14 protein-coding genes are annotated in these 13,665 nt (G+C 52.4%); 13 read left to right on the top strand and 1 reads right to left on the bottom strand.

Annotation, left to right across the window (positions count from 1 at the left end; all coding sequences use genetic code 11):
• Positions 1-100: 100 nt before the first annotated feature.
• On the bottom strand, positions 101-853 hold the full coding sequence (locus tag KNP72_RS05915) for a hypothetical protein (RefSeq protein ID WP_214719970.1): 753 nt from the start codon (positions 851-853) through the stop codon (positions 101-103).
• A 179-nt stretch (positions 854-1,032) separates the two neighbouring features.
• Between KNP72_RS05915 and KNP72_RS05910 the strand changes: the two genes are divergently transcribed.
• From KNP72_RS05910 to KNP72_RS05850, 13 genes are all read left to right on the top strand, one after another.
• Entirely contained in the window at positions 1,033-1,434 is a 402-nt protein-coding gene (locus KNP72_RS05910) for a GntR family transcriptional regulator (protein WP_214832484.1), read from the top strand.
• Positions 1,409-2,290, top strand: coding sequence for an ABC transporter ATP-binding protein (locus KNP72_RS05905; protein WP_214832482.1), 882 nt, complete (start codon positions 1,409-1,411; stop codon positions 2,288-2,290). The genes KNP72_RS05910 and KNP72_RS05905 overlap by 26 nt, the downstream gene beginning before the upstream one ends.
• Complete coding sequence (locus KNP72_RS05900) at positions 2,280-3,413, top strand: ABC transporter permease subunit (protein ID WP_214832480.1); 1,134 nt, start codon at positions 2,280-2,282, stop codon at positions 3,411-3,413. The genes KNP72_RS05905 and KNP72_RS05900 overlap by 11 nt, the downstream gene beginning before the upstream one ends.
• A 14-nt stretch (positions 3,414-3,427) precedes the next feature.
• The gene (locus KNP72_RS05895) at positions 3,428-3,895 is read left to right on the top strand and encodes a DUF4825 domain-containing protein (RefSeq protein WP_058763177.1); all 468 of its coding nucleotides are present in this window, start codon (positions 3,428-3,430) and stop codon (positions 3,893-3,895) included.
• 137 nt (positions 3,896-4,032) lie between these two features.
• A complete protein-coding gene (locus tag KNP72_RS05890) occupies positions 4,033-5,706 on the top strand; it encodes an AMP-binding protein (protein WP_214832478.1) in 1,674 nt (557 codons plus the stop codon).
• Between the two features lie 80 nt (positions 5,707-5,786).
• Positions 5,787-6,365, top strand: a complete 579-nt coding sequence (locus tag KNP72_RS05885; protein WP_021066819.1) for a fatty acid metabolism transcriptional regulator FadR — start codon at positions 5,787-5,789, stop codon at positions 6,363-6,365.
• A 79-nt stretch (positions 6,366-6,444) separates the two neighbouring features.
• Entirely contained in the window at positions 6,445-7,218 is a 774-nt protein-coding gene (locus KNP72_RS05880; RefSeq protein ID WP_214832476.1) for an electron transfer flavoprotein subunit beta/FixA family protein, read from the top strand.
• A gap of 13 nt (positions 7,219-7,231) precedes the next feature.
• The gene (locus KNP72_RS05875; RefSeq protein ID WP_214832474.1) at positions 7,232-8,197 is read left to right on the top strand and encodes an electron transfer flavoprotein subunit alpha/FixB family protein; all 966 of its coding nucleotides are present in this window, start codon (positions 7,232-7,234) and stop codon (positions 8,195-8,197) included.
• Positions 8,198-8,303: 106 nt separating this feature from the next.
• Positions 8,304-8,618, top strand: a complete 315-nt coding sequence (trxA, locus tag KNP72_RS05870) for a thioredoxin (RefSeq protein WP_021066822.1) — start codon at positions 8,304-8,306, stop codon at positions 8,616-8,618.
• Positions 8,619-8,989: 371 nt separating this feature from the next.
• The gene (locus KNP72_RS05865) at positions 8,990-11,419 is read left to right on the top strand and encodes a Na+/H+ antiporter subunit A (RefSeq protein WP_214832472.1); all 2,430 of its coding nucleotides are present in this window, start codon (positions 8,990-8,992) and stop codon (positions 11,417-11,419) included.
• Positions 11,403-11,840, top strand: coding sequence for a Na(+)/H(+) antiporter subunit B (locus KNP72_RS05860; protein WP_138859774.1), 438 nt, complete (start codon positions 11,403-11,405; stop codon positions 11,838-11,840). The genes KNP72_RS05865 and KNP72_RS05860 overlap by 17 nt, the downstream gene beginning before the upstream one ends.
• Positions 11,840-12,181: a Na(+)/H(+) antiporter subunit C gene (locus KNP72_RS05855; protein ID WP_021066825.1), complete on the top strand. Its 342-nt coding sequence runs from the start codon at positions 11,840-11,842 to the stop codon at positions 12,179-12,181. The genes KNP72_RS05860 and KNP72_RS05855 overlap by 1 nt, the downstream gene beginning before the upstream one ends.
• Positions 12,174-13,658, top strand: coding sequence for a Na+/H+ antiporter subunit D (locus KNP72_RS05850; protein ID WP_138859773.1), 1,485 nt, complete (start codon positions 12,174-12,176; stop codon positions 13,656-13,658). Before KNP72_RS05855 ends, KNP72_RS05850 begins: the two co-directional genes overlap by 8 nt.
• The last annotated feature ends 7 nt before the right edge of the window (positions 13,659-13,665 follow it).

Here is a 13,665-nt window from a genome sequence, read left to right as displayed (position 1 = left end):
TTTGATAAATCAATTGTTGACTCGTCAAATGTAAAACATTCATGACGTGCTGTAAAGGTGAATGCTCACAAAAAAAACCATCCGCTTTTGCGAATGGTGATCATTCTTCATATTTGGTGCCATCGAAGTGGTAATCATGGATGAAAGTCGTCTCGTCGAAGCCATATAGTCGATCATGACGATTCAAGTCCTCAATCGTCTGAATTTCATGCATCGCCGGTTCTCCGGGTAAGGAATCGCGGGCGACGTTCAAATACCGCTCGGTGAAGTCGTCATCCTCATACGGTGTCCCGTCGAATGAGAAGTGAACCGAATAGACGTCGTCCTCCAAAGCGCGAATCACGTCGAGCATTCGTTGTTTCTGTGCATCGGTGTTCGCCCAGTCCTCATGGAACATGACCGACACGTCCAAGAACTCTTTCGACTCGACGTCGAAGACGGACGTCGGGGTAGGGCGTACAGTCGTCGCAACCCCTTCATCCACACCGGTCGGCACACTCGCGCGGACCGTCTCTGCCTCCGTCAACAAATCGAGCTGCTCGAGTCGCTCCTTGAACGTATCTTCGGCCTCTTGCTGCCAGACGTGTTCGAGCACGTTGTCATGGATCGTTTGATCAGACCGATACGTCTCGGCCCAATAGTCACCTTCGAGTATCGGATCGGTCAGGGTGAACTCGGCCGCATAGCCGCCCATCTTCCAGTCGCGCTTGAGCGTGACCTCGACGTCCTCTCCATATGTATCTTCAATATAGGATGCGTATCGTTCTTCCTCATCTTGTTTTGCATACGTCGACCATGTCGTGCCAAGCGCGGTCACGGCGACAGCGGTCGCGACTAACCATCGTTTTCTCATTTTTAATTCACCTCTCTACCAATGTACCTGAAATGGAAGTGCCCTACCTCGGTCCAAAGTCGTATTCAATTTATTACCAAATACCTGTAAACTGAAAGTGCCCTTGAAGAACTAATGTCTTTACGTGTACTAATACATATAATACACTTAAGTTACGTACACAAGAAAGGGTGTGACCCATGTTATATAAAATTGATATGAAGAGCGCGGAACCGCTATATGAACAAATCGTCAACCAGACGAAAGCGCTCGTCATCCGTGGCATCTTACGTCCGGGGGATAAAGTCATGTCGGTGCGTGACCTCGCGACCGACCTCGTCATCAATCCAAACACGGTCAGCAAGGCGTATCAGGAACTCGAACGGCTCGGCTTGCTCGAGATGCATCGCGGACGCGGGACGTTCGTGTCCAAGGACTGGATTGACCAAGACTCGCCGCGAGCGCCAATCCTGGAAGCGATCAAGAAACTCGCCATCGATTGCCATTATGCCAACATTGAGCTCACCGAAGCGCTGACGCTATTTGAGACAGAGTATAAGAAAGTAGGGGAGAACCATGCTGACAGTACAGCAACTGAGTAAGACAATCGATCGCCAGTCAGTGTTAGAAGATATCGACTTCACGGTCAACTCGGGTGAAATCATCGCGCTCGTCGGCCGGAACGGGGCCGGCAAAACGACACTGCTCCGGACGATGGTCGGCATCATTCGGCCGGATCAAGGCGATGTCCGCTACGGACCGTCAAGCATCTTTGAGAAAGCAGAGTTGAAGCGTGACGTCATCTTCGTCCCGGATTCGGCCGACGCCCTCAAACATTATACGATTAACGAGGCGGCTGCGCTCTACGAATCGATTTATCCATCGTTCAACCGATCGATTTTCAGAGAGACGCTCACCCGATATAACATCGATAACAAGAAGATTCGCCAGCTCTCGAAAGGGCAGAAGGCGATGGTGACGCTCTCGCTCGCGTTCGCCGTCCAAGCGAAATATTATCTGCTCGATGAACCGACGGACGGACTCGACGTCGTCGCCAAGTCGGACGTTTTGAAACTGATGATTGCCCAAGTCGAGGCACGTAACTGTTCCATCATCGTCTCGAGTCACCAGTTACATGAGCTCGAACGAATCGCCGACCGCATCATCATGCTTGAGAAGGGGCGCGTTAAGGCGATCATGTCGCTCGAGGAGGCGCGCGAGACGAGCGTCAAACTGCAAGTCGTTTTCAACGACCAAGTACCGGTCGAGCTGCTCGAGCGCAAGGACATCGAAATCATCAATGTGACCGGACGCGTCGCCTTGTTCATGGCGAAAGAACGGACGAAAGAGCTCGACACGTTCGTCGATGCACACGACCCGATGTTAATCGAAGAGATCCCGATGTCGCTCGAAGACATCTTCCGGGTCCAATTAGGAGGTGAGGCAAGTGTCTTTTAAAGTCCTATTAAAGAAAGATTGGAAACAAGTCTCGATTTTATGGATGTTGCTCGTTTTTCTCGGAGTGATTGCGTTCACGGTACCGGTCTGGTCACAGATGCAATACTTCGACCAGGAACTTCGTAACATACAAGAAAATCCAGGTGAATATGCCGATTGGATTGAGGGGGATGCGTCTGATATGTCCGTCCGAGACTTTTTTAATGAAAATAATGGAACGGGCTATTGGATTGGAGACTTACAAACGCTCATGCCAATGGGTGGGGTATTGTTTGTGTTCGTCATTTTTGGAGCGCTCATGGCCTCTGTCTTGATTGGGACGGAACGGAATAGTCAAATGTCCGATTTTACGATGTCGCTCCCGTTCACAAGGACGCAGCTTTACATATCAAAATGGTTGATTGGGACGATTGGGATTATCGTATCATCTGTCCTCGGGGGAACACTCATGATCCTGTTGATTCACTTCTCCGATTATGCGTTTTTGATGGAGGGCAGCACGAATCGAGTCATCGCGCTCATTGTCCTTTGGATGCTTAGTGGAATCTCGTTTTTCTCAGCCGCTCTATGGATGGGTTCGTTCGGAGGAGAATCCATTTCCCAAGTCATTTGGACGGTCATCGCCCTTATTTTTCCTTTTGGTATCATCGCGCTCGTACAAGGTTCATTTTTTGCGATTGGCCAACGGTATGACTCGACGTATCAAGTCTTTGACGGTTTATACCAAAGCATATACTTGCGTGTCCTATCACCGATTTCGAACCTTGTGAATGTCGATATGTATCAGTACTTTACCAATCAAGCGGAATGGCAAAAGTTTATCGCGATTGCACCATGGAGTGCGCTCGCGTTCATCGTCCTATCGTTTGGCCTTGGCCTTTGGATGTTTAACCGAGCGCCGCAAGAGAACAATGGCCGCTTCTTCATGTTCTCGAACTGGCTTTGGTTGATCCATATCATCATGGTGCTCTGTTTTGGCATGCTCGGTGGAATCATCCTCGCGACATTTGGAATTTACCCAGGCATTGGATTATACACTGTTGGCTTCCTAATCGGCGGCTTCATCGCCCACTTGCTCGCGAAACGGTTGCTTTACCGCTTCAACCTGAAACTGAAATCATAAAAAGGAGGGTTCTCATGAAACGGCTCAGTCTGCTCGTCGTCTTGCTCGTCATGCTCGCGGGATGCGGGGATACCCATCGACCGAACGCCTTCCAATATAAAGATTCATATGTCGGTGACAACAGCGCCGTCTCGGGCATCGCGCAGACGTTACCGATGCATGACTGCTACAAGTCGATCGAGCTACAGACGTCGAAACGGCCGTACGGCTTGACGGTGCGGTACAGCGACCCGGAAATCGAGCGCATTGAGCAAGAGCGGTTGGCCATCCGCAACGCGGCGACATATTTCACGCTCGTCCAAAACGCGGAAATCGTCCGCTTCGCTTTCCCGAACCGGACGTACGCATTCTCGCGCCCGGAGATGGAGGCGTGGCTCGACATCGACTTCTCGACAATCAAGTGGGAGAAGGAATTGAAGGACCGCTTGGACGAGAAAATCAGCAACGAAGAACAGACGGAAGCCTATTTCAAGAGAATCTAAACGTGTGCGGAAACTTTCATTCGCACACGTTTTTTCGATATTTTCTGAAAATTATCGGGTAAAAGGTAGATGAAAGCGTTTTCTTGGCATTATAATAGAGTTAACTGAATGACTATTCATTCCAAGGAGGAAAAGCGATGAACAAACCGTGGTTGCAAGATTATCCAGCTGACATGCCAAAAACGATTGACTATGAGGTGAAGCCGCTCTATGATGCGCTATCCCGAGCCGCGACCGATTTCCCGAACAAGACCGCCATCTCCTTCATCGGTAAAGAGTTGACGTTCGCCGAAGTCGACGATGCGGCGAAACGGTTGGCGACGATGCTTCAATCGAAAGGGCTGCAAAAAGGGGACCGTGTCAGTCTGATGCTCCCGAACTGTCCGCAATTCGTCATTTCGTTCTATGCGGTCCTGTACGCCGGCGGTACGGTCGTCCAGACGAATCCGCTCTACACGGAGCATGAGCTCGAGAACTTGATCACGGACTCCGGTGCGAGCATCATCGTCACGCTCGACCTCCTGTATCCAAAATCACTTCGTGTGAAGCAGAAGACGGACGTCAAAACGATTATCACGACGAGCATCGCCGACTATCTGCCATTCCCGAAGAACAAGCTGTATCCGATCAAAGTGAAGCGCGAGAACAACATCGTCATCGATACGACAGGTTCGGTCGCGTTCAAGGACTATAAACAGTTCGATCCGATCACGCCGGTCACAGTCGACCCGAAAGAAGACGTCGCGGTCCTGCAGTATACGGGCGGGACAACAGGTCTGCCGAAAGGCGTTATGCTGACGCACTTCAACTTGACGGCGAACGTCGACCAGATTTCGAACTTCTTCTATAGATATAACCGTGGTGATGAGAAGCGGGTCCTATGCGTCGTGCCGTTCTTCCATATTTACGGGATGTCATGCTGCCTGAACTTCGGGATGGCGAACGGATACGAGCTCGTCCTCGTGCCACGCTTCGACGTCACCGATGTCTTAAAGACAATCAATAAGAAGAAACCACATTTCTTCCCGGGTGCCCCAACGATGTACGTCGGTATCTTGAACGACCCGAAACTGAAAAAATACGACTTGTCGTCAATCGAGGCGTGTATCTCGGGCTCGGCCCCGCTGCCGGTCGAAGTACAGGAGCAGTTCGAGAGCATCACGGGCGGACGTATCGTCGAAGGCTACGGCTTGTCGGAGACGTCACCGGTCACGCATGCGAACTTCTTATGGGATAAACGGATTGTCGGCTCGATCGGGGTGCCGTTGTCGGACACATCTGCTAAAATTGTAAAGGCAGACGGAGAGACGCTGGCCGATATCGGCGAAATCGGGGAGATCATGCTGCACGGTCCGCAAGTGATGAAAGGGTACTGGCAGAAGCCAGAAGAGACGGCAGCCGTCTTGAAGGACGAATGGCTCGCGACCGGTGACCTCGGCTATATGGGCGAGGACGGGTTCTTTTATATCGTCGACCGGAAGAAAGACATGATTATCGCCGGAGGCTTCAACGTCTATCCGCGTGAGATCGAAGAAGTGCTATACGAACATCCGGCCGTCAAGGAAGCGGTCTGTATCGGCGTACCGGACCCGTATCGCGGTGAGACGGTCAAGGCGTTCATTGTGACGCGTGACGGCGCCAGCGTGACGGAAGAAGAGCTCGACAAGCACTGTCGCGAGAAACTCGCAGCGTATAAAGTACCGAAGCTGTATGAGTTCCGAGAAGAGTTGCCGAAGACGTTCGTCGGTAAGATTTTACGTCGCGTCCTCGTCGACGAAGAGAAGGCGAAACAAGTGAAACAAAGCAGTTGACACAAGCGTGTCACATGATAGAATAATAAATGAATGAACCATCATTCATTTTTAAGCAGCGGTAAGGAGCTTGGGTGTTTATGACAAAGAATGGATCAAAAAGTGACCGCATTATCGATGCGGCAGTGAAAGTGATTGCGGATCATGGCTATCACGGTGCAAAGGTGACGGCCATCGCCAAAGAGGCGGGCGTCGCCGACGGAACGATTTATCTGTACTTCAAAAACAAGGAACATCTGTTAATTGAATTGTTCCAGACGAAGATGGGCCTGTTCATCGACTACTCGAAACAACAAATCGAGCGGGAGACGACAGCCGGCGACAAGCTGTATCAGTTGATTGAGTCGCACTTGAAGCAATTATCTGCCGATTACGACCTCGCCGTCGTGACGCAAATCGAGCTCCGTCAGTCGAACTTGGCGCTCCGTCAAAAGATTAGCGAAGTGCTCAAACCGTACTTGAACTTAATCGATGCGGTCGTACAACACGGAATCGACACGGGCGAATTCGATCGCGACCTCGACTATCGACTCGCTCGGCAGATGATTTTCGGCACGATCGACGAAGTGGTCACGAGTTGGATGGCGAGCGGCTTCAAGTATGACTTGATGTCGACGCTACCGAAAGTACACCATATGTTAAAAAAAGGGCTTGCTTAACCGTAAGCCCTCTCGCTAGCTCAAAAAATGAACGCTGATTCATGAATGATGGTGCGAACAACTTAAAGGGGGAACTACGATGAATATTTTTGTATTGCTGAAGCGTACGTTCGATACAGAAGAAGCGATTCAGCTCGAGAATGGGGAAATTCAAGAAGACGGCGCTGAGTTCATCATTAACCCGTACGATGAGTATGCGGTCGAGGAGGCCATTCGCAAGCGTGACGATCTCGGGGGAGAAGTCACGGTCGTGACGGTCGGTCCAGAAGACGCGGACAAAGAACTTCGCACGGCGCTCGCGATGGGTGCGGACAAAGCGGTACGTATCTCAATCGAGGATGACATCGAGGACGCCGATCACGTGACGATCTCAAAAGTACTCGCCACGTACTTGAAAGAGCAAGCGCCAGATCTCATCTTCGCGGGGAACGTCGCCATCGACGGCGGCAGCGGCCAAGTCGCACCACGCGTCGCTGAACTGCTGGACATGAACTACGTGACGACGATCACGGAACTCAAAATCGACGGCACGACGGCGACGGTCACACGCGACGTCGAAGGGGACACTGAAGTGATCGAAGTGGCGCTCCCGCTCCTCGTGACAGCGCAACAAGGGTTGAACGAACCGCGTTACCCGAGCCTTCCAGGTATCATGAAGGCAAAGAAGAAGCCGCTCGAAGAACTCGAACTGTCGGACATCGACCTCGATGAAGACGAGATCGAAGCGAAGATCGAGACGATTGAACGGTTCTTGCCAGAAGAGAAGAAAGCCGGACGCATCCTTGAAGGGGATACGTCGTCACAAGTGAGCGAGCTCGTTCAATTACTTCGCACGGAAGCCAAAGTCATTTAAGGGGGACACATAGATGAAAGCTCTAGTACTCGCAGAAGCGCGTGAAGGCGCGTTACGAAACGTATCATTCGAAGCCATCGCCGCGGCGAAGCAACTGACGGACGACGTGACGGCGGTCGTCATCGGGGATGATGTCAAAGCACTCGCCAATGAACTCGGGGAATACGGCGCGGGACGCGTCCTCGTCATCGAAGACGAGCGTCTCAAACACTACACGCCAGACGGTTACGGACAAGTGCTCCGCCAAGTCATCGACCAGGAGTCGCCGGACATGATCGTGCTCGGCCATACGGCGCTCGGGAAAGATATCGCACCGAAACTAGCGGCTCGTCTGGACGCCGGTCTCATCAGTGACGTCGTCTCGATTGAAGGATCTGGCAAAGATGCCGAGTTCGTCCGCCCGATCTATTCAGGGAAAGCGTTCGAGAAAGTGAAATTCAAAGACTCGGTCATGTTCTTCACGATCCGTCCGAACAACATCGACGCTCTTCCGCGTACGGCTGGAGCGAGTGTGTCGGTCGAGACACCGAGCGTGGAGCTCAAGGACCTCGCCATGATTGTCAAAGAAGTCGTCCGCAAGGCGACGGGGAAAGTCGATTTGACGGAAGCGAAAGTCATCGTCGCCGGTGGCCGTGGCGTCAAGAGCGAGGACGGCTTCAAGCCGCTCGAAGAGCTCTCGGAATTGCTCGGCGGGGCCGTCGGTGCTTCACGTGGAGCATGTGACGCCGACTACTGTGACTACGCGCTACAAATCGGGCAGACCGGGAAAGTCGTCACGCCGGACTTGTATATCGCCTGCGGCATCTCTGGGGCGATCCAACACTTGGCCGGGATGAGCAACGCCAAAGTCATCGTCGCCATCAACAAAGACCCGGAAGCGAACATCTTCACCGTGGCCGACTACGGCATTGTCGGTGACTTGTTCGACGTCGTCCCGCTCTTGACGGAAGAGTTCCGCAAACACCTCGTCAATAGCTGATATGCAGAATGTTTGGGGAAACGTACCCTCCGTGGTATACTCTGAACATGAAATGCATGAGAGTTCTTAATCGGCTCTCACATCTTACTGGGGAGGTATTTACCAAATGGCTATTAAACACGCAACGACTCAAACATTCGAACAAGAAGTAAAAGAGGGCGTCGTCCTCGTCGATTTCTGGGCAGCTTGGTGTGGACCGTGCCGCATGATCGCACCGGTACTCGAAGAGCTTGACCAAGAGATGGGCGACCAAGTCCAAATCGTCAAACTCGACGTTGACGAGAACCCAGAAGTAGCGGGCGCTTTCCAAATCCAAAGTATCCCAACACTTATGATGTTCAAAGACGGACAACCTGTTTCGAAAACAATGGGCTTCCAACCAAAAGAAGCACTCAAAGAGTTTATCGCAACAGCACAATAATCACGTACAGCCGACCGGGGAACTAGTCGGCTGTTTTTTGTTGGGCTCGTTAGGGAAGAAGGAGTTTAGTCGTTTCGCATGGAATAACAACGGTTAAGGTTCGGTACGGATTTAGCGGGGAATCCGGAAAAATCACTATCTGAAAACGGATACATACGACGCTTAATCAGATTTTTTTTCGTCGCTTTTTGTCGACTATCTTCATATTTAACAGTTCGGGAATTTTTGAGGAGACTGGAAAATGCGGCAAGGTTTTATCATGGAAACAGACTGAAAATTTACGCTATACTCATGAGGAAGACATGATGGCGTCAAGTGAACTTAATAATTGGCCCATCGTTTGTAAGACTCTGTTCGAAGGAGGAATTTTCTTGTCGGTGTTACATTTAGCTATCTTATTGCCGCTTCTCGCGGCACCGTTCATCCCGTTCTTGTTCCGGGCGCTGAAGCGAATTCATACGGGTTGGTTCGTGTTAATCGTTCCGGTCGTCCTGTTCGTGTACTTCTTCCGCTTCATCGGAATCACGAGCGCAGGGGACGTCGTGACGGAGACGGTCGAATGGATGCCATCGCTCGGCATCAACTTCACGGCCTACGTGGACGGGCTCGGATTATTGTTTGCCCTCCTCATTACAGGGATTGGAGCGCTCGTCGTCCTCTATTCGATTTACTATTTGAATAAAGACAAAGAGTCGCTCGGTCATTTTTATGTGTACCTGCTCTTGTTCATGGGTGCGATGCTCGGTGTCGTCCTCTCGGATAACATGGTCGTCATGTACATGTTCTGGGAACTCACATCGATTTCGTCGTTCCTGTTGATCGGGTATTGGTACGAGAAAGAACGCTCACGCTACGGGGCACGTAAGTCGATGCTCATCACCGTGTTCGGGGGCTTGTCGATGCTAGGGGGGATTGTGATCCTCGAGTCGATCGTCGGCTCATTCAGCATCCGTGACATGGTCGCCAATCAGGCACTCATCGCCGACAGCCCGTTCTTTGTCGCAGCGATGATTCTCATCTTGCTCGGCGCCTTCACGAAGTCAGCGCAATTCCCGTTCCACATCTGGTTGCCGGACGCGATGGAAGCACCGACCCCGGTCAGTGCGTACCTCCACTCGGCGACGATGGTCAAGGCCGGTCTCTATCTCGTCGCACGGATGAGCCCGGTGTTCCAGGAGTCGTCACTCTGGCTATGGATCATTGCCTCGGTCGGGACGTTCACGCTCTTCTGGGGTTCGTTCAACGCGGTCAAACAGACCGATTTGAAAGGGATTCTCGCCTTCTCGACGGTCAGTCAGCTCGGTCTCATCATGTCGCTTCTCGGCCTCGGGGCCGCGGCGCTACATTATGACGGCATGGATGACAACATCTATATGGTCGCAACGATCGCGGCGATCTTCCACTTGATCAACCATGCGACGTTCAAAGGGTCGCTGTTCATGATGGTCGGAATCGTCGACCACGAGACGGGGACGCGTGACATCCGTAAGCTCGGCGGTCTGATGACCGTCATGCCGATCACGTTCACGATTGCCGTCATCGGCTCATTGTCGATGGCAGGGTTGCCGCCGTTCAACGGCTTCCTCAGTAAAGAGATGTTCTTGAAGGCAACCACGAAAGTGTTCTCGATGGACTTCTTCGCGCTCGATACGATCGGCATCTTGATCCCGGTCGTCGCGTTCATCGCGAGCGTGTTCACATTCATCTACAGCTTGATTATCTTCACCCGGACGTTCATGGGCAAAGCCCAGTTCGACCGGTTACCGAAACAGCCGCACGAGGCACCGATCGGGATGCTCATCCCGCCAGCGATTCTCGCTATCCTCGTCGTCGTGCTCGGTTTCGTGCCGAACGTGTTGTCGAACTCGCTCATCAAGCCGGCCGTCGAGTCGATCTATCCGTCGCTCGTCGCGAGCGGTCAGGATGTGAAAGTCGACATCTACTTCTGGCACGGCATCACACCTGAGTTACTTATGACGATCGGTATCGTCCTGCTCGGGACGCTCATGTTCTTCACAATCAACAAGTGGATGGGCATCTACAACCATATCCCGCATCGCTTGACGCTCAATGGCATGTACGACGGGACGCTCGTCTGGTCGAACAAGGCGGCGTACCGCTTTAAAGACAACTATATGACGGGCTTCATCCGCTCGTATTTGGTGTACATCTTCTTGTTCTTGTCAGGCATGATGTTGTTCTCGATGTATCGCTTCGACTTGTTCAACTTCTCGTTCGGCGAGATGGAACCGGTCGCGCCGTATGAATACGTCCTCGGGGCCGTCGTCATCTTGGCGGCGCTCGCGATCACGTTCATGCGCTCGCGTCTGCCGTCAATCATCTTGCTCGGTGTCGTCGGGTATTCGGTCGCGTTGTTCTTCGTCTTTTTCAATGCACCGGACCTCGCGTTGACGCAGCTCGTCATCGAGACGGTATCGGTCGCGTTGTTCTTGCTCGTCTTCTACCATATGCCAGAGATCAGCAAGAAAGAAGTGCGTGTTAAGTTTAAAATCGAGAATGCGATTGTCTCGATTTTCGTCGGGGTGACGGTGACGCTCCTCAGCTTCATGGCGCTATCGAACCGTTCCCTGTCGTCGATCTCCGAGTATTATAAAGAAAACGTCTATGATTTGGCAGCCGGGAAAAACATGGTCAACGTCGTCCTTGTCGACTTCCGTGGCTTTGATACGTTGTTCGAGATCGTCGTCCTTGCCATCGCGGCCATCGGAATCTACACGATGATCAAATTCAGAACGACAGAACGTACGAAAGGAGCACGTGAACATGAACCGAAAAAATGATCAAGTCAATGACGTCATCTTACAGACGGCCGCGGTGATCATCTTCTTCATCATCATCGTGTTCTCGATTAACCTCTTCTTCGCCGGGCACTACTCGCCGGGCGGAGGGTTCATCGGTGGTTTGATGACGGCCGCGGCGCTCGTGTTGCTGTTGCTCGCCTTCGATTCGAAGACGCTCGCTGACGTGCTCCCGTTCGATTATCGCAAGATGACGGCGCTCGGTCTCGCCATCGCGTTACTGACGTCGCTGCACAGCATCTTCTGGGACCGTCCGTTCCTGACGCACGCCTATGACAAATTCGATTTGCCGCTCTTGGGCGAACAGACGCTTCACACGGCGATCGCCTTTGACCTTGGCGTTTACCTTGTGGTCATCGGTGTGACGATGACGATCATTCAAACGATTGGAGAGAGTGAATAATGGAAATCTTCGTTAGCATCATCATCGGTGTCCTGACGATGAGCGCGGTCTATATGATTCTCTCAAAGAGTTTGTTGCGCATCATCATCGGCACCGGGTTGCTCAGCCACGCTGCCCACTTGCTCGTCTTGACGATGGGTGGACTGAAAACCGGAGCGGCACCCGTCCTCGTCGATGGGGTCACGGAATATACTGACCCGCTCCCGCAAGCGCTCGTCTTGACGGCGATCGTTATCAGCTTCGGGGTGACCGCGTTCTTCCTCGTGCTCGCGTATCGGGCTTACCAGGAACTGAACACGGATAATATTGAGGAAATGAAAGGAACGGAATCGAATGATTAACTTACCGATCTTTCCGATTGTCATCCCGGCGCTTGCGGCCATCTTTCTTCTCTTCGCACCGAAGCAAGTTCGTCTGCAACGCGGAGTGGCACTCGGGGCTTTACTTGTAACGTTTGCAGTGACGGTGCTGCTCATCTTCACCGTGTCTCAAGACGGCATTATGACCGTCAACTTAGGGAACTGGCCGGCACCGTTCGGCATCACGCTCGTCTCGGACATGCTGTCGGCACTACTCGTCGCCACGTCGACGTTGCTCGTCTTTTTCATCGTCTGGTTTGCGACCCATTACTTCTCAGACGCCTATGAATCGAACTACGTCTACGTCGCGATGCTGTTCCTCCTCGTCGGGGTGAACGGTGCCTTCACGACAGGCGATATCTTCAACTTGTTCGTCTTCTTTGAAGTCTTCCTCATCTCGTCGTACGTGTTGATCGTGCTCGGCGGGAAGGGCGTCCAGTTACGCGAGTCGATCAAGTATTTGCTCGTGAACGTCATCGCCTCGGCGCTGTTCGTCATGGCCGTCGCGCTTCTTTACGGGACGGTCGGTACGCTCAGTTTGGCGGACCTCGCGCAAAAGATTCCGCTCGTGGAGAATCAAAGCGTCATCACCGTCATCGGTGTGTTCTTCGTCATCGTCTTCGGCTTGAAAGGGGCACTCGTGCCGCTCCATTACTGGCTCCCGGGCTCGTATGTCGTGGCGCCGACACCGATTCTCGCCATGTTCGGGGCACTTCTGACGAAAGTCGGGGTATACTCGATTTTGCGGACATACACGCTCCTGTTTGATGGTGGAAGTGCGTTCATGCAGAACTTCTTGATTATCCTTGCCGTGTTGACGATCGTCATCGGGATGATTGGGGCGATCGCCTATAACGACGTCAAGTTGATCATCATCTACAACATCATGATCGCCGTCGGCGTCATCTTGTACGGAATCGCACTCAACACGCAGACGTCGCTCGAAGGGGCGCTCTACTATTTGATTCATGACATGTTGATCAAGGCCGCCTTGTTCATGCTCGTCGGGATGATGATCGGCATCACCAAGTCCGGTCAACTGCGCGACATGGGCGGTTTGATCACCCGCTTCCCATTGTTCGGTTGGACGTTCTTCATCGCAGCGTTGTCGCTCGCCGGGATTCCGCCGCTCAGCGGATTTTTCGGGAAACTGTTGATTGTTCAAGGCGGGGTCGGGGAAGGCAGCCTATTCGGGCCGCTCCTCATCTTGCTGTCGAGTCTGTTCGTCCTCTTCTCGGTCATCAAAATCTTCTTGTACGGATTTTGGGGAGAAGAGAAACGCGTCTATGACGGTCCGCTCGTGCCGTATATGAACCGCCTCATCGTGCCGACGTTCTTGCTTGTCGCGGTCGCCGTCGCCTACGGGTTTGGTGCCGAAGCGATGCATCCGTTCATTACCCAGGCAATCGAACCGCTCGTGCAACCCGAAATCTATATCGATGCCGTGATTAAGGAGTGATTTAGAG

This window comes from Exiguobacterium sp. s152 (genome assembly GCF_018618335.1).
Lineage (GTDB): Bacteria > Bacillota > Bacilli > Exiguobacteriales > Exiguobacteriaceae > Exiguobacterium > Exiguobacterium chiriqhucha.
The sequence above is the reverse complement of the archived record's forward strand: the minus strand, read 5'-3'. Positions and strand labels throughout refer to the sequence as shown.

Coding starts and splice junctions, on each gene's coding strand:
- KNP72_RS05880 (WP_214832476.1), top strand. CDS start 6,445: ATGAATATTTTTGTATTGCTGAAGCGTACGTTCGATACAGAAGAAGCG.
- KNP72_RS05895 (WP_058763177.1), top strand. CDS start 3,428: ATGAAACGGCTCAGTCTGCTCGTCGTCTTGCTCGTCATGCTCGCGGGA.
- KNP72_RS05915 (WP_214719970.1), bottom strand. CDS start 853: ATGAGAAAACGATGGTTAGTCGCGACCGCTGTCGCCGTGACCGCGCTT.
- KNP72_RS05885 (WP_021066819.1), top strand. CDS start 5,787: ATGACAAAGAATGGATCAAAAAGTGACCGCATTATCGATGCGGCAGTG.
- KNP72_RS05875 (WP_214832474.1), top strand. CDS start 7,232: ATGAAAGCTCTAGTACTCGCAGAAGCGCGTGAAGGCGCGTTACGAAAC.
- KNP72_RS05905 (WP_214832482.1), top strand. CDS start 1,409: ATGCTGACAGTACAGCAACTGAGTAAGACAATCGATCGCCAGTCAGTG.
- KNP72_RS05910 (WP_214832484.1), top strand. CDS start 1,033: ATGTTATATAAAATTGATATGAAGAGCGCGGAACCGCTATATGAACAA.
- KNP72_RS05860 (WP_138859774.1), top strand. CDS start 11,403: ATGAACCGAAAAAATGATCAAGTCAATGACGTCATCTTACAGACGGCC.
- trxA (WP_021066822.1), top strand. CDS start 8,304: ATGGCTATTAAACACGCAACGACTCAAACATTCGAACAAGAAGTAAAA.
- KNP72_RS05850 (WP_138859773.1), top strand. CDS start 12,174: ATGATTAACTTACCGATCTTTCCGATTGTCATCCCGGCGCTTGCGGCC.
- KNP72_RS05890 (WP_214832478.1), top strand. CDS start 4,033: ATGAACAAACCGTGGTTGCAAGATTATCCAGCTGACATGCCAAAAACG.
- KNP72_RS05855 (WP_021066825.1), top strand. CDS start 11,840: ATGGAAATCTTCGTTAGCATCATCATCGGTGTCCTGACGATGAGCGCG.